Origin of the sequence: Granulicella sp. S190 (assembly GCF_009766095.1) — a bacterium.
Classification (GTDB): domain Bacteria; phylum Acidobacteriota; class Terriglobia; order Terriglobales; family Acidobacteriaceae; genus Edaphobacter.
On the sequence record NZ_LMUD01000044.1, the window covers coordinates 118,607 to 138,444 of the forward strand.

17 protein-coding genes and 1 tRNA gene are annotated in these 19,838 nt (G+C 58.1%); 9 read left to right on the forward strand and 9 right to left on the reverse strand.

The annotated features are described in order from the left end of the window. Positions 1-16 precede the first annotated feature (16 nt). From GSQ94_RS19655 to GSQ94_RS19665, 3 genes are all read left to right on the forward strand, one after another. Positions 17-1,999 (forward strand): M1 family aminopeptidase, encoded by a 1,983-nt coding sequence (locus GSQ94_RS19655; protein ID WP_158945563.1) that lies wholly within the window; start codon positions 17-19, stop codon positions 1,997-1,999. Positions 2,000-2,062: 63 nt separating this feature from the next. Further along, positions 2,063-2,308 (forward strand): type II toxin-antitoxin system Phd/YefM family antitoxin, encoded by a 246-nt coding sequence (locus GSQ94_RS19660; protein ID WP_158945565.1) that lies wholly within the window; start codon positions 2,063-2,065, stop codon positions 2,306-2,308. Between the two features lie 8 nt (positions 2,309-2,316). Further along, complete coding sequence (locus tag GSQ94_RS19665) at positions 2,317-2,691, forward strand: type II toxin-antitoxin system VapC family toxin (RefSeq protein ID WP_254064007.1); 375 nt, start codon at positions 2,317-2,319, stop codon at positions 2,689-2,691. A 10-nt stretch (positions 2,692-2,701) separates the two neighbouring features. Here GSQ94_RS19665 and GSQ94_RS19670 read toward each other — a convergent pair whose 3' ends face one another. The 6 genes from GSQ94_RS19670 to GSQ94_RS19695 form a co-directional block, all read right to left on the reverse strand. Next, entirely contained in the window at positions 2,702-3,943 is a 1,242-nt protein-coding gene (locus GSQ94_RS19670) for an ABC transporter permease (protein WP_158945569.1), read from the reverse strand. Positions 3,944-3,948: 5 nt separating this feature from the next. Then, positions 3,949-5,205 (reverse strand): ABC transporter permease, encoded by a 1,257-nt coding sequence (locus tag GSQ94_RS19675; protein WP_158945571.1) that lies wholly within the window; start codon positions 5,203-5,205, stop codon positions 3,949-3,951. A 118-nt stretch (positions 5,206-5,323) separates the two neighbouring features. Then, complete coding sequence (locus GSQ94_RS19680) at positions 5,324-5,950, reverse strand: 3-hydroxyacyl-CoA dehydrogenase NAD-binding domain-containing protein (protein ID WP_254064008.1); 627 nt, start codon at positions 5,948-5,950, stop codon at positions 5,324-5,326. After that, a complete protein-coding gene (locus tag GSQ94_RS19685; protein WP_158945573.1) occupies positions 5,947-6,132 on the reverse strand; it encodes a hypothetical protein in 186 nt (61 codons plus the stop codon). The genes GSQ94_RS19680 and GSQ94_RS19685 overlap by 4 nt, the downstream gene beginning before the upstream one ends. Positions 6,133-6,169: 37 nt before the next feature. Then, positions 6,170-7,765, reverse strand: coding sequence for a 4-alpha-glucanotransferase (gene malQ, locus GSQ94_RS19690; protein ID WP_158945575.1), 1,596 nt, complete (start codon positions 7,763-7,765; stop codon positions 6,170-6,172). Positions 7,766-7,967: 202 nt separating this feature from the next. Continuing rightward, positions 7,968-9,941: a peptidyl-prolyl cis-trans isomerase gene (locus GSQ94_RS19695; RefSeq protein WP_158945577.1), complete on the reverse strand. Its 1,974-nt coding sequence runs from the start codon at positions 9,939-9,941 to the stop codon at positions 7,968-7,970. Between the two features lie 345 nt (positions 9,942-10,286). On the opposite strand from GSQ94_RS19695, the gene GSQ94_RS19700 reads away from it, so the two are divergent. Beyond that, on the forward strand, positions 10,287-10,481 hold the full coding sequence (locus GSQ94_RS19700; RefSeq protein ID WP_158945579.1) for a hypothetical protein: 195 nt from the start codon (positions 10,287-10,289) through the stop codon (positions 10,479-10,481). 240 nt (positions 10,482-10,721) lie between these two features. After that, positions 10,722-13,217: an ABC transporter permease gene (locus GSQ94_RS19705; protein WP_158945581.1), complete on the forward strand. Its 2,496-nt coding sequence runs from the start codon at positions 10,722-10,724 to the stop codon at positions 13,215-13,217. Between the two features lie 577 nt (positions 13,218-13,794). Here GSQ94_RS19705 and GSQ94_RS19710 read toward each other — a convergent pair. Beyond that, entirely contained in the window at positions 13,795-14,193 is a 399-nt protein-coding gene (locus GSQ94_RS19710; RefSeq protein ID WP_158945583.1) for a septum formation initiator family protein, read from the reverse strand. A gap of 218 nt (positions 14,194-14,411) precedes the next feature. On the opposite strand from GSQ94_RS19710, the gene GSQ94_RS19715 reads away from it, so the two are divergent. The 3 genes from GSQ94_RS19715 (at position 14,412) to GSQ94_RS19725 (ending at position 16,216) form a co-directional block, all read left to right on the forward strand. Next, on the forward strand, positions 14,412-15,005 hold the full coding sequence (locus GSQ94_RS19715) for a biotin transporter BioY (protein ID WP_158945585.1): 594 nt from the start codon (positions 14,412-14,414) through the stop codon (positions 15,003-15,005). Between the two features lie 84 nt (positions 15,006-15,089). After that, positions 15,090-15,944, forward strand: coding sequence for a menaquinone biosynthesis family protein (locus tag GSQ94_RS19720; RefSeq protein WP_158945587.1), 855 nt, complete (start codon positions 15,090-15,092; stop codon positions 15,942-15,944). A gap of 196 nt (positions 15,945-16,140) precedes the next feature. Next, positions 16,141-16,216: transfer RNA gene (locus tag GSQ94_RS19725), tRNA-Lys, on the forward strand. A gap of 48 nt (positions 16,217-16,264) precedes the next feature. On the opposite strand, the gene GSQ94_RS19730 is transcribed toward GSQ94_RS19725, so the two are convergent. Then, positions 16,265-17,494 (reverse strand): tyrosine-type recombinase/integrase, encoded by a 1,230-nt coding sequence (locus GSQ94_RS19730; RefSeq protein WP_254064009.1) that lies wholly within the window; start codon positions 17,492-17,494, stop codon positions 16,265-16,267. Beyond that, on the reverse strand, positions 17,391-17,636 hold the full coding sequence (locus GSQ94_RS21975) for a helix-turn-helix domain-containing protein (protein ID WP_158945591.1): 246 nt from the start codon (positions 17,634-17,636) through the stop codon (positions 17,391-17,393). Before GSQ94_RS21975 ends, GSQ94_RS19730 begins: the two co-directional genes overlap by 104 nt. Positions 17,637-17,984: 348 nt before the next feature. Here GSQ94_RS21975 and GSQ94_RS19740 point away from each other — a divergent pair, with 348 nt between their 5' ends. After that, entirely contained in the window at positions 17,985-18,677 is a 693-nt protein-coding gene (locus GSQ94_RS19740) for a hypothetical protein (protein ID WP_158945593.1), read from the forward strand. The last annotated feature ends 1,161 nt before the right edge of the window (positions 18,678-19,838 follow it).

The window sequence follows — 19,838 nt, forward strand, 5'->3', positions numbered from 1 at the left end:
AGGAACCTTAGCCTGCATGCCTGCTCTCTTTCGCATCCTTCGAACCGCATCCACGGGACTCCTCTCGCTCTGCCTCTTCACGGCAACCCTCTGGGCCGCGCCCGCTAAGCCCCAGCTACAGATCACCGGCTACCTCATCACCGCCGATCTCGACCCCTCGGTCAACCGCCTCAGCGCCACCGCAGACGTCACCTTCACCGCGCTCGAAGACCTCACCACCCCCACCTTTGAGCTCAACAACGGCCTCCAAATCACCAAGGTCACCGACGCTCAGGGTCATCCACTCGAGTCCGAGCGCCTCACCAGCAACAGCACCGTCCGCTTTACCCTCGCCGCACCACTCCCCAAGGGCACCAGCACAACCTACCACTTCGAGTACTCCGGCACCCTCAAGGGCGCGGACACCAGCCCCGTCGAAGGCATCAAGCTCGCCTCCGTCGAAGACCCCATCAGCATCCTCCTCTACGCCGGCCGCTGGTTCCCCATGACCGGCCTCTTCACCAACCGCTTCACCGCCGAGATGCACATTCGCGTCCCCGCAGACGAGCGCGTCATCGGCTCCGGCAGCGGAGTCGCCGCCGCAAAGAGCCTCCCCGGCAACCGCACCGAGCACACCTTCAAATGGGCCAAACCCGGATTCCCCGGCACCATCATCGCAGGCAAGTTCCTCGAGCCCATCACCGCCGGCAACATGCGCGTCTACGTCACTGAAAAGAACAAGGAGTACGCCCACGACTTCGCCAGCCAGGGCGAACGCGAATACCTCTTTCTCTCCGGCACCTTCGGCCAGACCGAATCTACCCACATGAACCTCGTCGAGCTTCCCGACGACGCCGTCTCCGCCGCCTGGGCGCCCGAGATCGCAGCCATCGCCGGCGGCCGCATCGCAGCTCACAACGAGCAGCGCCTGCTCTCCAACACCCTCGCCCACCAGTGGTGGGGTAGCCAGATCTCGCCCGCTACCCTCAACGACGCTTGGATCACCAACGGCATGTCGCGCTACTCCGAGCTGATGTACCTCGAAGACTCCTCCGGCAAAAACGCCTTCCAGTCCGCCATCACCGACGTCTCCGCCGGAGCCCTCGCCTACGACACCGAGCCCCTCACCACCATCGGCCGCCTCGACCCCTTCTCCCCGCAGTTCCAATCCATGACCCTCGAAAAAGGCGCTATGGTCTTCCACATGCTCCGATGGGAGATGGGCGACGACGTCTTCAACAAGTTCCTTCGCGCTCTCCTCACCCAGTACACCGACAAGTCCATCCACACCTCCAACGTCCAGACCATCGCCGAAAAAGAGTCCAATCTCCAGCTCGAGCCCTTCTTCGCGCAGTGGCTCGACGGCACCGGCGCCCCGGCCTTCGCTGACAAATACTCCGTCTTCCGCCTCGGCGACAACAAGGGCTTCCGCACCATCGGAGCCGTCACTCAGGATCTCGATCTCTTCCGCATGCCCATCGAGCTGCGCATCGAAACCGACGGTAAAACTGAGATCCGCCGCGTCGACATCTCCGGCTCCGACTCGCAGTACTCCATCGAAACCTTCGGCCGACCCCGCCGCATCAGCATCGACCCCGACAACTGGCTCCTCAAGAGCACCCCCGACCTCGCCGTCCGTGTCGCCGTACTCCGTGGCCAGCAGCAGGTCGCGCAAGGTGATCTCACCGCCGCCCTCGTCGAATACCAGAAGGCCCTCGACGCCAACAAGAACAGCTCGCTCGCCACCTACCGCATCGGCGAAGTCTTCTTCATGCAGCACAACTATCAGTCCGCAGCCAACAGCTTCCGCGACTCCCTCCGTGGAGACGGCGATCCCAAGTGGGTCGAGGTCTGGAGCCACATCGAGCTCGCCCGCATCTTCGACTGCACCGGACAACGCGACCGCGCCGTCAACGAGTATCGCCTCGCCGTCCAGACCAACGACAACACCCAGGGTGCAGTCAACGAAGCCCGCGCCTCCATGCAAAAACCCTACAAGTGCGTCCGCGGCGAAAACTAAACCTTGCAGCGATCCCAGAGAGTGGACTAAACTAAGTAGACTTAGTTCAACGAGGACTCTGCAATGGACATCATCAACATTCACGAAGCCAAAACTCATCTCTCGAAACTCATCGAGAAGGCTGCTCAGGGCGAACCTTTCATCATCGCAAAGGCGGGCAAGCCCATGGTCAAAGTCATGGCCATCGATGCACCCGTTGGCAAAAAGATGAAACGCTTGGGATTCATGAAGGGAACAATCTCCGTTCCGGATGACTTCGACAGAATGTTCGAGAAAGAGATAGAGCAGATGTTTTACGGTGAAGAATGAGATTGCTCTTGGATACTCACCTGCTGGTGTGGTCTGCATACACACCCAGGAAAATCTCTTCCTCAGCGCGTTCTCTCATCAACAGTACCGAGAATGAACTCTTCTTTAGCGCCGCCAATCTCTGGGAGATCGCCATTAAGCAAAGTTTGGGAAGAGGAGATTTTCAGGTGGACCCTCACCTTCTTCGCCGCGGTCTTATCGACAACGGCTATAGCGAACTGTCGGTAACAAGCGACCACGCAATTGCGATTCGCACTCTCCCCGTCCTTCACAAAAATCCGTTTGATCGAATCCTGATTGCTCAAGCAATCGTTGAAGGTTTTACTCTCCTAACGGCCGACAAAATCGTGGCAAGTTATCCAGGCCCGATCCGAAGAGTGTAAGCGTCCGCACCTACTCGTACCGCAGCGCCTCAATCGGATCCAGGCTAGCCGCCTTCATCGCCGGAATCATCCCGCTGATCGTCCCCACCACGATTAAAATCACCGTAGCCACCAGCACCGAGTTCGGCGAAATCAGCAGATGAATATCGCCCGCCTCCGCATTCGAGGCCAGCGCGCTGTAAAGCGTAATCCGCCCCACCCCCTTCGCCACCGCATACGCCAACGCGATTCCGCCCACGCCGCCGACACCGGAAATCACCAGTGCCTCGGCCAGAAACTGCATCAGGATGTGCCGCTTCCGCGCACCCAGCGCCTTCTCCACGCCGATCTCGCGCGTCCTCTGCTGCACGCTCACCAGCATGATGTTCATCAGGCCGATGCCCGCAATCCCCAGCGTCAACGCGCCGATAAACGACAGCAGCACCTGCAGCCCCAGAGAAATAATCCTGAACTGCGTCAGCTGCTCCATGATGTTCGCCACAAACACAGCGCGCCGGTCCGACGGCCGATAACCATGCGCCATCGCCAGCGTCTTGCGCAACGCCGCCTCCACCATCTTCGGATCGCCTTTGTAGTCCATCCAGATCCCGTCGAGGTACTTTGTATCTTTGATGTCGCTCATCGTCGACAGCGGCACATTCACCTGCCGGTTGATGTCGCTGTCGTCGCCCTCCTGCATCTTCGGCGTCATCACTCCAACCACTTCAAAGCTCACGCCGTTCAGCCGGATCTTCTCGCCGATCGGATACAGCCCAGAAAACAACTTCGTCTTCGCCTCCGAGCCGATCACGGTCACATGCGCTCTCTGCTGCACATCCGCCTCCGTCAGCGTCCGCCCCTCCGCGACGTCCAGCTTTTGAATCGACTGCAGCTCCGGCGTAATCCCCGTCACGTCCCAGCTAAAGCTATGCAGATCGTTCTGCACCGGAACCGTCTTATCCACCGTCGGCGCCACTCGCATCACGCCCGGCACTGTCTCCTGAATCCGCTCCACATCGTCCTGCGTCAACCGAACCTGCACCCCCGCCTTCGAACCTCCAGCCTGCTCGCTCGTCCGGCCTGGAAACACCCCGATCATGTTCGTCCCAAACTGCGCAAAGATATTCTCGAACGCCTGTCCAAACCCCGCACCGTACGCCAAAAGCAGCACGACCGTGGCAATTCCCCACGCCATGCCTACAATCGTAATCGTCGTACGTCGGCGATTATGCCGCATCGCCTCAATCGCCTGCCCAAGAATATCCGTCAGCATATTCGTTACTCCTTTCGCAGCGCTTCCACCGGAGCCAGCATCGCAGCCTGCCTCGCGGGATAAAGTCCAGCCACAACCCCGCACAGGGTCAACGTCCCCATCGCCATCGCCGCAGACCAGGGCACCAGCCGCGGCGGATCGAACCCCATATCGTTATTCCCCACCACAGACCCCAACGCTGCCATCAGCGCCGCAGCACCCAGAATCCCAATCACGCCGCTCAGAGCCGTCAACGTCAGCCCTTCCAGAAAAAACTGGAAAAGAATGCTGCGGTTCGTAGCGCCCAGTGCCTTCCGCAACCCAATCTCCTTCGTCCTCTCCGTCACCGTCACCAGCATGATGTTGATAATTCCCACCGCACCCAGCGCCAGCGTCACGATCCCAACCCCGCCCAGAAACAGATCCATCGCCGTAAAGATCAGCCCCACCATGCGATTCGTCTTGATCGTGTCCCACTCCTCGAACCCTTCCTTCCGTTTAGGATCGAAGCCATGCCGCGTCGCGATCACCTTATGCACCTCGGCCTTCGCCGTCTCGTTCAAATCCTCCGTCAGCGGCTGGTACTCGATCTGCGAGATCGAATCCTCCGGAATGTTGTCTCCGGCCAGCGGAAAGAACTCCTGCATCGTCGGTATCGGAATATAAATTCGCTGGTTGGGCCCATCGTTGTTGCCGCGTCCCACCTTCTTCGCGATCCCGATCACCTGGAACCGGTAGCCGTTCAGCGTGATCACCGCACCCAGCGCAGGCCGGCCCGGAAACAACAGCCCCACCATCCTCTGGCCCAACACCACCACCTGCCGCCGCTCATCGATATCCTGCTGATTTAAAAATCGCCCCTGCTCTATCGGAAGATTCGAGATCTCCGGATAGTTCAGCTCCACCCCCAGCACCTGTCCGCCCGCGCTTGAAAAGTCGCTCACCTGCTTAATGTCGCTGCGATTGATGATCGAAGTCACATTCCGCACATCAGGAGCCTGCGCTCGAATCGCCTCCACATCGCTCAGCGTCAGCTTGTACGGTCGCATCCCTACATGCTGCTCCGGCAGCACAGGAATCGTCCCGCCCCACATCATGATCATGTCGGTGCCAAGCTCGGCCAGCCCCCTCCGCTGCCCCGACCGGAAACCCTCGCCCAGCCCAATCAGCAGCAGCAGCGAAGCCACCCCCCACGCAATTCCGAACATCGTCAAAAACGACCGCAGCTTGTTAGCTCCAATCGACTGAAATACCTGGGCGAAGATCGTAATAAGAGCGCGCATGGCTTTGGTTGGACGGAATCTCTCTGCAGTTGTCTACGTCGAAAGGAGGGAAACAGTTCCGCGTTATCCCGGAATTAATACTAACGAATCCAAACGAAACATCATCCGCCGAGAAGAGCTAAAGCGCTCCTGAAGACGCATTCTTGATCAGCGCAGGCTCATCCGGATCAGCCTCCGCATGCACCTCCAGGCCCAGCGCCCGCAGAAAGCCACTCACTGCGGCAACGGTCAGTTCGCAGCTGAATCTCAGACCCGCAGCCGGATACAGCAGCCGCACCACCGGTGCCACCGCCGTCTCCCCGCGAACCAGCTCTCCCCGCACCGCAACGCAGCGCTCCGGCCGATACACACACGAGGCCAGGTCGGTGATGCTCAACGCATAGCTCGGCGTACACAGAATCGTCTTCGGAGGCGCCATCCTGTCGATCATGCTGAAGATCTCGAGCTTCGACTCCAGCTCGTCCGGCACAAAGTCCACAGCGATATCCGCCGTCCGAACCGCATCTTCCACGGTCGACGCCAGCTCCAGGCTGCCTGCGGCGACACGCGCACTCAGGTCGGAGTACTCCGCCTCCGCCCGCCACAGATTCGCAGGCATCACATCTTCCAGCACCACGTCAAACCCCGCGGCTGCACACGCTAACGCGAAGCTGCGGCCAGCCGTTCCCGCCCCGATAATCGCAACCCTGCCAATCGCAGCATTGCCAATCCCGGACGGCGGCTGGCCCGCAGCCCCCTCGCTCACTTCTTGCTCGCGACAGCCGTGATCACAGACTCGTAGCTCGGCTCGGCGCTCTTGATATGCTCGGACACACGCTGCCGCTCATCCTCTGTCAGCGACGGAAGAACCGCAAGAATGCGGCGCAGCGTTACTGAAATGTCATCAACGTAGTTCATGGTGCGGATTGCTTCGCCGGAGAGAGGCATGCTTTGGTGCTCCTGAGAGATTAGCTACTCACCCAGTCTAAACGTTCACGCCCAGCTCTGCCCGCTTCGACGCCTCCTCCACCGGCTTGCCCGCCTCGACACCCTCCACCGGCTTCTGCCATCCATCGCGATCCGTCATCACCATCAGCTCCGCCAGCTGGCTCGCGAAGTCCGGATGAATCGCGTTCATCCCATACCGCCAGCACCAGTTTCCCGCCCCGGCCGAAGGTGTATTCATCCGCGCCTCGCTTCCCAGGTGCAGCACATCCTGCAAGGGAAACACGCACAGATTCGCCACCGACCGCGCCGCCGCGCGAATCATCGCCCAGACGATGTCTTCGTCATGTTCGATCTGCTGCAGATACGTCCGCACATTCGCCCGCTCCGCGTCGCTCACATCATCCCGCCACCATCCCAGCGTCGTGTTGTTGTCGTGCGTCCCCGTATACGCCACCGTGTTCGGAACAAAACGATGCGGCAGATAAAGGTGCGCCCCGCGATCCGAGAACCCGAACTGCAGAATCCGCATCCCGGGCATCCCAAAGTGCTCGCGCAGCTCGTCCACCTCAGGCGTAATCAGTCCAAGATCCTCCGCCACAAAAGGCAGATCACCAAAGACCTCTTTCAACCGTGCAAACAGATCATGCCCCGGCGCCTTCACCCACTGCCCGTTGATCGCCGTCTCCTCCTCTGCCGGAATCGACCAGAACGCCTCGAACCCTCTAAAGTGATCCAGTCGAATCACGTCATACAACGTCAGTGATCGCCGAATTCGTGCCACCCACCAGTCGAACCCTCGCTCCTTCAACAACCCCCACTTGTAAAGCGGATTGCCCCACCTCTGCCCGGTCACGGAAAAATAATCCGGCGGCACGCCCGAAACGCGCACCGGCCTCAGATCCTCATCCAGCTCGAACATCTCAGGGTGCGTCCACACATCCGCGCTGTCGTAGTTCACGAAGATCGCAACATCGCCCATGATGCGAATCTTCCGCTCCGCGCAGTATCCCCGCAGCGAGCACCACTGCTCATTGAAGAAGAACTGTACTACCTGCTCGACCGCAAGTTCGCGCCCCTGCTCGTTCCGCAGCTTGTTCAACGCATCGCCCTCACGCCGCGCAAACTCCGCTGGCCACTCATGCCAGCTCCCATAGTTGTGCTTGCGGCGCAGCACATTGAACATCGCGTAGTCCTGCAGCCACGAGCTGTTGTGCTCGCAGAACCTCTGAAACTTGGCGTGAGTTTCATCCGGCGCATGGTCCAGAAAATTCTCCGCCGCCTCTTCAATCAGCGGCAGCTTCAGCCGGAACGCCGCCTCAAAGTCCGCAGGCCCATCATGACCAGGCAGCCCCGCAATCCGCTCCCCTGCGATCCATCCATCATGCACCAGCATCTCCAGGCTGATCAGCAGCGGATTTCCCGCGAACGCCGACAACGCAGAATAAGGAGAACTGCCATATCCCGTAGGACTCAGCGGCAGCACCTGCCACATCCTCTGCTTCGCTGCCGCCAGAAAATCAACGAAGGCATACGCAGCTGGCCCAAAGTCCCCAATCCCGCCATACGATGGCAGCGACGTCACATGCAGCAAAACTCCCGACAGACGCTCCTGATTGCTCACTTCCCCACTCATCCAGCCCCCTTGATTGCACTCCCTCTTATGATGCCAGACTGCGATGAAGGTTACTCCTCCTCTCGCTTTCAATCTCCGAAGAAGAGACGAGGTATCTGATTACTTATCCGTAGCAGCGCTCCTTCCAAACCGGATCTCAGGTTAAAGACCAAGTCCCGGAGGAATCATCCTCCGGGACTTGGTCTTGCGATCTGCGAATCGGTTAGTTCCCGGCAGGTAGGGCAGGCTCAGCCTGCTTCTTCGAGAACCGCACCGCGCCGCCCTTCTCGTACTTTTGGGTCAGCTCTCCGATGTACACGCGGAAGATCTCCTCGCGCTGATCGTTCAGCAGCTTGTCCCGGGTCGTGTTGAAGTTCTTCGCAATGTCGTCAGCCGACGGCTCCTGCTTGTCGATCACGCTCAGCACAACGCCAACCCGGCCCGCATTGATCGGACCCGAGATCGCGCCCTTCGCCAGCGAAAACGCCACCGAACCTGCGCCGCTCATCGCACCCAGATCCGGCACCTGGCCATCCTTGCCCACCAGGTCGCTCGTCTTCAGCGGAACATTCATCTCCGCCGCAGCCTTCTTCAGGTCGTTCAGCACCTTCGCCCGCTCATCCAGCTTGTTCAACTCGGTGCTCAGCAACTGAGGAACCTGCTGCTCGCGATAGTCCTCCAGAATATGCGTCTTGTACTCCGCAAACTCCGGAGCATGCGCCGCTCTGACATCGGTCACCTGGAACACGGCAAATCCATCGCCGGTCGCAACAGGAGCTGGGTCCGCGCCCTTGGCCGTCGTAAACGCCTGCGTCAGCAAAGCCGAACCATCCGCCAGCCCGGCAATCACGCCATCCTTGGCAACGAAATCCGTCGTCACCGCATGCAGACCCTTCGCCGCGGCAGCCTTCTCCAGACCGTTCTTCTTCGCATCCGCTGCTAGTGTCGACGCAAACGTCTGCTCCGCCGCTCCTGCTCTCTGCTGCTCCAGCACCGGCAGAATCTCCGGCTTCACCTCAGCCAGCGGACGCAGATGCGCCGTCTTCTTCTCTTCCACCTGCAGAATGTGATACCCAAACTGCGTCTTTACCAGGTCAGAGGTCTGTCCCGGTGCCAGCGTAAACGCCGCCTTATCGAACTCCGGTACCGTCTTGCCGCGATCCAGCCAACCCAGCTCTCCACCCTGCACCTTGCTGCCCGGGTCGTCCGAGTTCTTGCTCGCAAGATCCGCAAAGTTTCCGCCGGCCTTGATCTGCTTCAGCAGATCCTCTGCCTTGGCCTTCCCCGCCGCATCGGTCTTCGCATCCGCGCCCGCAGGAACCGCGATCAGGATATGCCGAACCCTCACCTGCTCCTTCACCTGGTACTGGTCCTGGTGCGCGTTGTAGTAAGCCTGAACATCCGCATCCGAAACCTGCGGCTTGCCTCCCGGCAGGTTCGACGTGTCGAACGACACGTACTCAATCTTCCGCGCCTCAGGAACAGCAGTCGCATACCGCGCCGCATTCGTCTTGAAGAACGCCTGCAGCTCGGCATCGCTTGGATTGATCGTCTTGCGCACATCGTCCGCCGAGATCACCGCATAGTCGAACTTCACCTTCGTACCATCGACCTTGTACGCCTGCCTCACCGCTTCATCCGAAACCGAAACCCCGCCCGTAATCAGCGCCTGCAGCCGGTTCAGCTCCATATCCGCCTTCACCTGCGACTCAAAGTCTCCACGAGTCGTCTGGAACGCGCTCTGCACAAAATTGATATACGCATCGTCGCCAATGTACTGCCCATTGGGAAACAGGTACTGCGCAAACGGTCCGGTCTTCAGCTCGCGCGCCAGATCCGCATCGCTCACCTGCAGGTCCATCCTGTCGGCCTCATGCTTCAGGATCGCCCGCTGCACCAGGATCTGCCCCGCGCGTGGCAGAAAGTAAGGCAGCAGTGCATCCGGAAAGTGCTGCTGCTGCAGCTGACGGCTTGCCAGCTGATTCACCTCTACCGTCTTGATCGGCGTACTCTCGCCGAAGACGCGCCCAAAGTATCCCGGTTGCTTCACCGTTGCATACACTGCGGAGTCGTTGGTCGTGGCGTTGTCGAAGATGCCTGGCACCAGCGTAATCACCATCGTGATCACAGCAAATCCAATAATGACGGCGAAGATAATCTTCGTGATGCGGTTGTCCTGCTGCAGAATACGAATCATGCTCGACTAAAACCTTCACTTCGCGCGAACGCTCTTCCCTCAGCGGAATCGGCGGCGTGCCCGGGATATTTGCGTGACCTTGCGGGCAGGTCTTTCGACCAGCGCCACGCCGGTTGCAGGGCAAGCGACAAGTATAAATCACCAGCCTCTGGAATTCATCCTTCAGACTGATCTTCAATCGTTGCAGCAGTTTGCTTCATAAGGAAAGCGCTCTCATCGGGTGGACCCGGCTCTCAACCTTCGGATCGATTGCGGTACCAGTCTCGCACTCTATATAACTGCCGTGGCATCAGAACAACGCCGCAACTGTAGGCACGCCTTACCAAATCCAGGAAAGAGGAAGACATGTCGGAAAATGAAGTTGTCCGCAACCAGAAAACAATCCTGAGCAACCAGGAGACGATTCTGAAAAATCAGAACACCATCGTCGAAAACCAGAAGGCGATTCTCAACAACCAGACCGACATCAAGAAGAACCAGCAAGCGCTCGAGCAGATCCTGGCCAATCAAAAAGAAATCCTGTCCGCCGTCAAGAAGTAGGTGTCTCTCTAGAGTCCGCCGCCGTTTGGCGGCGGAACTCTCCAGAAACGAAATCGCGCGACACAGCCTTAGCGACTCAAGCTGAAGTGTCCACCAGCGAACAAGCCGCTCCACCTCTGGACACTCACCTGCCATTCACCCCAGCAACTACACGCTAACCCTCAAGGGAACAAGCATCTTCGCCTCACCGTATTTGGAAGAACAATTGCTAGGATTATCTCCAATACCTACGAGGACCCAATGCGTTCTTTCTTTACCGATCTGAAGATCGCCATCCGGCACCTCTCGAAGTCCCCCGGATTCGCCGCCACCGCCATCCTCATGCTGGCCCTCGCCATCGGCGCCACCACAGCCATCTTTTCGCTCGTCGAAGGCGTGCTCCTCCGCCCTCTGCCATTCCCAGAGCCCAGCCGCCTCGTCGTCCTCTCTGACATCCTCAAAGGCCTCGACACTGGCAGCGGCAACAATGAAGCCGGTGTCACCGCGCCCGACATCCGCAACTACACCCGCGACACCCACAGCTTCACCAGCCTCGGCGGCTATCACTCCACCAGCTACGAGCTCTCCGGCGCAGGCGAGCCTGCCAACATCAACGCAACCCGCATGAGCAGCGGCGTCTTCCCCGCCCTCGCCGTCCAGCCCCTCCTCGGCCGCTTCTTCACCCAGCAGGAGGACGATCAGCGCCAGCAGGTCATGGTCCTCAGCTACGCCACTTGGCAAAGCCGCTTTCAGGCCGACCCCAATATCCTTGGTCGCAAGGTCCTGCTCGATCGCAAGCCCTACCTCATCATCGGCGTCATGCCCCGCAACTTCGAGTTCCCCTTGCAACCCGGCCACCTCAATCGTAGTGAGTTCTGGGTTCCCATCAGCTTCGAGCCGGAGGAGTTCGGCACCGGCTCAGCCTCGTGGAACTATCAGATGGTCGGTCGCCTCAAACCCGGCGTCACCATTCCACGCGCCATAGAAGACGCCAACGTAGTCGCCAAAGAGACCGTGCGAAACTACCCCGCCTTCATGGCAGAGTTCAGCATCACCTCCATAATCAGGCCGCTGAACGAAGAGACCGTCGAAGAGGCGCGGCCCCTTATCCGCACTCTCTTCCTCGCCGTCGCTGTCGTTCTACTCATCGCCTGCGCCAACCTCGCCGGTCTTCTTCTCGTCCGTTCCATCCGCCGCCGTCGCGAGATCGCCGTCCGTCTCGCGCTTGGCGCCTCCGCACGCACCCTGCTCTGGCAAGCCATCCTCGAAAGCCTCGTCCTCAGCGTCTCCGGCGGCGTCCTCGGTCTCATCCTCGCCGCCATCGCACTCCGCATTGGTATTCGGGCGCTCCCCGAAACCCTGCCGCGTCTCAACGAGATCGGCCTCGACTGGCCCGTCGTCGCCTTCGCCCTCGGACTCGCCGTCTTCACAGGAGTCCTCTGCGGCCTTGCTCCCGCCTTCGCCGCCATCCGCACCAGCGTCAACGACACCCTCAAAGAAGGCGGTCGCACTGGAACCTCCGGCGGAGGACACGCTAGGCTCCGCTCCGCTCTCGTAGTCTCAGAGATCGCCGTCGCTCTCATCCTCCTCGCCGCCTCCGGTCTCCTGCTCCGCAGCTTCGACAAGATGCGTCAGGTCGACCTCGGCTTTCAGCCCGACCACACACTCGTAGCCAGCTACAGCCTGCCCAAAAAACAGTACGGCAACCAGACCGCCGTCAATGAGTTCAGCCATCAGTTGTTGGCGCGTCTGCAGGCTCTTCCCGGTGTCAAAAGCGTCGGCTTCACCACCTTCCTTCCGGCCAGCGGCAATAACTCCAGTAGCGCCTTTGTCGCAGAAGGACACGTTCTCCCCGCCACCGCCGGAGGGCTCGATCTTGGAACCTCGATCGCGGTACAAGGCGACTACTTCCGCGCCATGGGAATCCCACTCCTCCAGGGCAGGTTCTTCACCCCGGACGACAACGCCAGCCAGCCGCCCTTCATCATCGTCAACCACATGCTGGCCCAGCAGTCCTGGCCCAATCAGAGCCCCATCGGCAAAAGGTTTCGTATCGGCACAGAGACCATGAAGACACCGTGGGCCATCGTGGTCGGCGAGGTCGCAGACGTAAAGGAAAACTCGCCCGACCTTCCCCTCAAGCAGCAGTACTATGTGCCCGTCGAGCAGCAGGAGGAGATGGCAGGATCGCTTGGCTCTCCCACAGATATCAGCGGAGACGGCGGCTACATCGCCGTTCGTACCGCCATGGCGCCCGAGCAGATGGAAAACCTCCTCCGCTCCACCGTCCACTCCATCGACCCGCAGCTCCCGCTCACCGATGTTCAGAGCATGGAGCACGCCATCTCGGAGACCGAGGCTCCCCGTCGCTTCAACACCGCCCTCATCTCCTCCTTCGCCTTTATCGCTGTCCTTCTCGCCGTGCTCGGCATCTACAGCGTCATCGCCTTCTCCGTCGCCCTGCGCATACAGGAGATGGCGATCCGCATGGCACTCGGCTCCCAGCGCGCCGGCATCGTACGGCTCGTCGTCATCTCCGGAGCAAAACTTGCCTTCATCGGCTGCGCCATCGGCCTCGCGGGCGCATTCGCTGCCTCCAGTCTGCTGAAGACCTTCCTCTTCGGAGTCAGTGCCTTCGATCCTCTGGTCCTCACCCTGTCCACACTCTCACTCCTGCTGCTCGCTCTGGCCGCATCCCTGCTTCCAGCCCGCCGCGCCGCATCGGTAGACCTCACCCAGGCCCTCCGCTCCGACTAGCCACCAACCAGATCTGTAATCGGCCCAGATTCATTTCACTTTTCTTGGTTTGTCATTCCGCAGCGAAGCGGAGGAATCTGCTTTTGCACTCTCGTATGCAAATTCGCAAAGCCCCCTGACGAAAGCTCAAACAACTGTCAATCCTCGAAACCACCAAAACCCGCGCCAACCAAGCGACTCCGCATGGCGCATGAGTTATAACCAACCGGATAAAATAGAAACAGCGAAAGAAGAAGATCGAGACTCGGAGCTACGATCCTTCGAATACTGGCCGCTAACCCTTTTGAAAACAATATTTTGCACGTAAGTCCTTTGAATGGCATATTTTACCAGCTACCAACCCTCTGTAAACGACGCCATCCAAAGGACTTACACCCAAAATACCCACAGGGGGTGAGGGGGAGGGTCAAACAGAAAGACTTCAACCCGATCGACTTAGAAGGGGACGATCAGAAGCTGCTCCGAACGATGGTGGTTCCACCACGAAAAACACCCATCCCACCGTCGAGCCACCACGAAAATGCATCGAGGAAACACGAAATAGGCGCGGAATTGTCTCAGTCTTAGCGGTACAGTCTTACTGCTTGGCGACGCTGGCAGACCCAGCCGATGTCGCTCCAGTGGGTGCAGGCATATACACAATCACCTCGCCCGGCTTGGTATAGTGCAGCTCCTCGCGAGCCTGATGCTCAATCGCGTTCGGATCGCTCTTCAACCGCCCCACATGCCCCTTCAACAGGTCGTTCTCCCGTTGCAGGCTGCGCAGCTGGCCATCCAGGCTCTGGGTATCGTTCCGCTTCTGCTGATACACCGTCAACCCGTTCTGCCCGAAGATCACGTGGTACGCCATCGCTACCGTGAGCACCGCTGCCGCGCCGGTAGCAACCTTCCGCCACCCCACCCGGCCCCGCTCATACAGACGCACGATCGCACCCGACCGCTTCGCCACCACGCCTGTTGTACTCGAACGAGTCATCTCAAACTCAAGTACAAACTCCACTCCCCCCACCGTCAAGTGGAAAACCCACTTCCGCCCACCACGTACCTACTTCATACCGCCCCACCGAAAAATATCTTCTCTGGCTTACAATCGAAGAGCTGACTCTCTGGAACGGCAGGCATCGTAGAAGCAGACATCACTCTGCCGCCGAAGCAATCTCATCACGGCACCACCAGCACGAAAGGATATTCCGCATGCAATCCGCCACCTCTCAACTCGGTCTCTCCCACCGCTCCGGATCGCTGCAGGACACTCTCTCCGGCAAGGTCATCCTCACCGTCGCGGCCAGTGCCTTCGTCGCCCTCTGCGCCCACGTCTCCCTGCCGCTTCCCTTCACGCCCGTGCCCCTCACCCTGCAGAACTTCGCCGTCATCCTCATCGGCATGCTGCTCGGTCCGACCGTCGGATTCTCCGCGATGGTCCTCTATCTCGCCGAAGGCGCGATGGGCCTCCCCGTCTTCACCCCGCACAGCGTCGGCGGCATCGCACACCTGATCGGCCCCAGCGCGGGCTATCTCTTCTCCTATCCTCTGGCCGCAGCCACAGCCGGCTGGGCAGTACGCGCCATGCAGCGCGTCACCACCCGCTTCCGCGCCGGCCTCGTAGCCGCCACCCTCGCCAGCGCACCTATCTTCCTCCTCGGAGCAGGATGGCTCGCCCATCTCCTTCACATCGGCCCCGCCGCCACCTGGACCATGGCCGTAGCCCCATTCCTCCCCGGGGAGGTAGTCAAGATCACCGCCGCCGCCGGCATCTTCAGCTCCATCCAACGCTGGCGTCAGTCATAACCCATCAGCCCCCGGGCACCCACCCCAGCGCAGACCCCCACTCCCCTGCGCATCTCACAGCACATAAATACCGAAGGAAGCGTCATGACCACCGCAAGCACCGCAATTCGGGAAATCGCTATCGCCCACAGCCCCGACTCCGACGACGCCTTTATGTTCTACGGCCTCGCCACGAACAAGGTCAGAGTCCCCGGCTTCAAGTTCACCCACACTCTCACTGACATCGAGACCCTCAATCACCGCGCAATCAACGAGGCCTTCTACGACGTCACGGCTATCTCTTTCCACGCCTACCCTTATCTTCAGGACAACTACACGCTCATGTCCTGCGGAGGCAGCGTTGGCGAAGGCTACGGCCCCATGATCGTAGCGCCGCGCAAGCTCTCCCTCGACGAGGTCAAGAAGACACGCATCGCGGTCCCGGGCACCCTTACCACCGCCTACCTCACGCTTAAGCTCTTCGCACCCGAGATCGAAACCGTCACCGTTCCTTTTGACAAAATAATCCCCGCCGTAGTCGCCGGCGAGTTCGATGCCGGTCTCATCATCCACGAAGGCCAACTCACCTACGCAAACGACGGCCTCATCAAGCTGCTCGACCTCGGCCAATGGTGGCGCGAGCAAACGGGTCTGCCTCTTCCACTCGGTGGTAACGCAATCCGCCGCTCCTTGGGAGCCGAGACGCTCCTCACCACGACCAACGCTCTACGCGACAGCATTCAGCACGCCCTCGATAACCGCGAAGAGGCTCTGGCCTACGCGATGCAGTTCGCTCGTGATCTTGACCCAACGCTCGCTAATCGATTTGTAGGCATGTATGTCAACGAGCGCACTCTCAACTACGGCGAAGACGGCAAGGACGCGATTCGCAAGCTACTCGCCATGGGCTACGATCGCGGCATCATCCCTCACCGCGCCAACGTAGACTTCGTCGGTTAGTAGAGAGCAACATCACCACCTGCGGACTACCTCATCCGCTAGTAGACATCGACTTATTTCAACTAACTCACAGCTTGCATCGCGCAATTTACGCTGCAAGCTGTGTTATCTTTAATAAGTCGAGCGATTGAGTCCAGCCTGCAACATCCCAAGCGAAGACTCTTGCCGACCTCCCCTCCAGGAGCAAAAAACAAAAGGACGCGTAGCTCAGTTGGTAGAGCATTCGACTCTTAATCGACTGGTCGTAGGTTCGATCCCTACCGCGTCCACCACTTTCTCCCAATCTCTCAAGCACTTACCGTTACCGGTTCGTTTGCTCCCTACGATGCGTTTTCCGAAACATGACCAAAAACCTGACCAAACTTTTTTCGCCGGTTGCGCTGGTTGATCGCAATCCGCAGTGGTTCCAGTTCCTGGTGCTGATACGGCTCCATCGACTTCAGGTCGGCGTGCCCCATGGACTTGCTTACTGCAAAGGCATTGCCGCTCTTTTCCATCGTGTAGGTGCCGTAGGTGTGCCTTGCTGAATACGGGACCAGTTTCTTATCCAGCCCCGCCCTTCCTCGGGCAGCCTGAAAGCCCTTGGCAATCGTTGTGAGATGACCGGACTTCGAACGAGAGGAAGAAAAAACCCAACCCTCTTTTCTCGATCCGCACCACCCTCGCAACATGGTCTTCATGCGGTCGCTCATCGGTACGAAGCGGGTGGCGTTATCCGTCTTGCCCTCCGGAACCCAAATGCGGTTCTGATCCCAGTCGATGTTTTCGATTCGCATGGGAAAAACCTCGTCCGGTCGCATGCCACTGTCCTGCAGGATGACCACGACCAGCCAAGCCTGCTGCCTGAGCCGTTTGATCCTGCGGTGTTCGACCGGTTCTAAATAAGCCTGCTCGAGTTCATCCTCTGCCCGCTCATCTATCATCCGATCCCGCCCAGGAGCCTTCGATAGCCTGATCTTCGGAGCATCCCGCAATAGCTTCCATTCAACGGCCTTGTTGTGCATTCGCTTCAAGGTGCGCAGAGCCTGGTTCGTGTAATGGCCGGTGCAGGTCACCGTCTCCTTCTTTTCTTCATACCTCCCTTCCTTATCTTTCTTCTTCCTGTTAAGCAGTGGTCGCTCAAAGACAATTGACTCGGCCACGTCTTGCGAGATGTGGTCGATCCTCATGCCGGCAAGCTTGGACAGACGTAACAACCGCCATCCGTAACGGTAATATCGCTTTCCGTTGGGCGTCAGCTGCTGCGAATTGTCCACCCATTCCAGAAACCGTTCTGCAAGGTCTCTGAGGACAGGAGGTTTCTTCCTACCCAACTCGATGGCATCGCCTTGCTGAAGGTGCGCCAGCAAGCTGGCTTCAACAACCGCCGCAGCGGTCTTCTTGGTTTTCTTCGTACTCTTGCGGTGCCGTTCTCCATCGAAGTAGAACGAGTACCACCAGTAACGACTATCTTTGGGACGAAACAGAGACAAGGTGTTCCTCCATGTGTGCCCGCACAGACGGAATACGCTCGCTCTCGTGGAGAAAATTCTCCACGTCGGTTTTATCATAGCGAACACTTCCCCTCAGCTTGTGCCATTTCGGACCGACCTCTGAGGAACGCCATTGCCTTAAAGTGCCTTCTGCAATCCCAAGAAGCTTTGAGAGTTCCTTGGTACTCAGGAAGCGCGTTGAATCTAGAGCTGTGTTCATGGCTATCCCCTGCTGTCGGCATATCGAGCCTTGCAGCCATATATGAAATAACCCCGTCTCGAATTTCGGTCAAATTACCCCCATCGAACGGGGCTTTTCGCATTCAGACATAAATTTCCATAAGATTTGCGACCGTCTTCAGCCGTGTAACCAACATCTCTGACTCATCGATGTACGTCACTGTAGGGAGATCTGCACTTCCCCCAGAACTTCCGAATCAAATTTGACCGAGTATCGGAAGTGCAGCATGCTGACAGCGCTCTTGAAGGATGCAGTTCCCAGCCTGATGGGTGGAATTGCAATCGACAAGAAGCAGTCCGTCACAAGCTGTTCCTAGGGAGGAAATCTATGCGAGTCACAACCGAGCAAAACATTGCGGGGCAGTCGGCGTTAAAAGTACGCAACTTTCTGAGGAAGCATTATTTCAAGGGAATTTCTGTCAGAAAGGCCGAAACGGCGTTGGAGCTAAGTCAAGAAAACGCCGCCGCGTTTCTGAACGAACTCGTTCTCTTGGGGTATATCAACCAGCAGTGGGAGAATGCGCATCAATGGTTCGAGCTGACGTTACAGGGAGAAGCGTTGGCACATACGACGGCAGCCAAGCCCATTCACCGGAAGACCGCCGAAAAAGCACTTGCCCACTTCATGGAACGGGTTCATAGGGTTAACTCCACCTCCGAATATCTCTATCGAATTAGTGATGTGATCTTGTTCGGCAGCATACTATCCAACATTGAGCGCCTAGGCGATGTAGACATTGCACTCCAGCTGGAAGCAAAGGTTAATGACGAGAAAGTCTTTCAAGATTGGGCTACGGCTCGTGGGCGTGTAGCTCAAGCTGCGGGTAGATCATTTCGCGGCGCGATCGATTGGATCTGTTGGCCTCAGATGGAAATCATCTTGCAACTTAAAGCCAGGTCCCGCAGTTTGAGTTTGCACACACTAGAGGAGGTTCGCCTCCTACCCAACTTGTCCTATCGGGTACTGTTAGGTGATGCCAAAAGAATTGAAGCCCTGATTCCGACCGGACGCGCCCTCTAATGTTTTTGATAAAGGAGAAACGTTTCGGAATTGCTCAAAATTTTCACTTGGCCAACGGTCCCGGATGATTTGACGATGCGAATTTGACAAGCGCCTGAGCAGGAATTAAAACCCTTGAACCGATTCTCTTACTTTGAATAAAACCACCAGCGATTAGATAATCCAAGGCTCTGAGACTGATCGAAAGGCGCCATGCCGCTTCACGTCGACTCACCAATAACCTATCTGTCGATTGCCTATTTGTTTGCTGGGCTTGTTTCGAAACTGAGTCAGGTCTCAAATCTCCCTACTTCTCCTGCGTGAAGATTAAGTGGTCTCTTGCTTCTATCAAGCCTATGGCAGCAATCTTTAAAACGCATCAATTCGTGCATTCTCTTCTGGAGCAAACCGCTCCTTGGTTTGTTTATTGTTAGGTCACGCCCCGTGGCGGCAATTGACTGACTTGCGATTCACCAAAAATTGAGGTCAAAGACGGTCAGAATGACCGCAAAGACTCCCGCTCATTGAACATAAATATCAAATGCGGCTGAACCGTTAACTCTTCGCCTTGAGAGGGCGACGCGTTAACGGTCAGCTGAATACATCTAAGTAAACTATTCAAATTGTTAGGCTTAATGATTCAGACTCTCTGCTATAACGCAAGGTGGAGCAGAATTTCTGCGGCATTCTTGTTCTTGGAGGGCGGTAGGTATGTAGCGTGTACGCGAGGAAGGCCGGTTCCTTGATGCACCTCGAGAACATCCTTCAATAGTTTTCGGAACTGCTGGGAAGCGCCAGGCTTCAGCTTATAGCGAAGAAGAAGAACACACTTGGTAGACACTGACGAATCCGGTTCTGTCTGCTCACGAAAATAGACATATAGCATCGGGCGGTTATCTTCTGGCGGAAAGTAAGGGTCGATCTCCCCATACCGCTGCAATGCAATTTGAAACTCTTCCAGGGTACCTGTGAGCTCTCCTCTCACGTCAGACGGGGCACCGATCTTGTTTCAAAACATCACCACGGTAAGGTGTGCCGTCCTCAATTCCTTATTTATAAGTTCCTGCGGCCTTCCGAACGCTGGAATGACCTGCTCCCTTGGATCCGCACCTACGCAAGTATGATTTCGGATTCAGGGAGGAGAGCAGTATGAGCAAGAGCAAGCACAGCGAAGCGCAGATT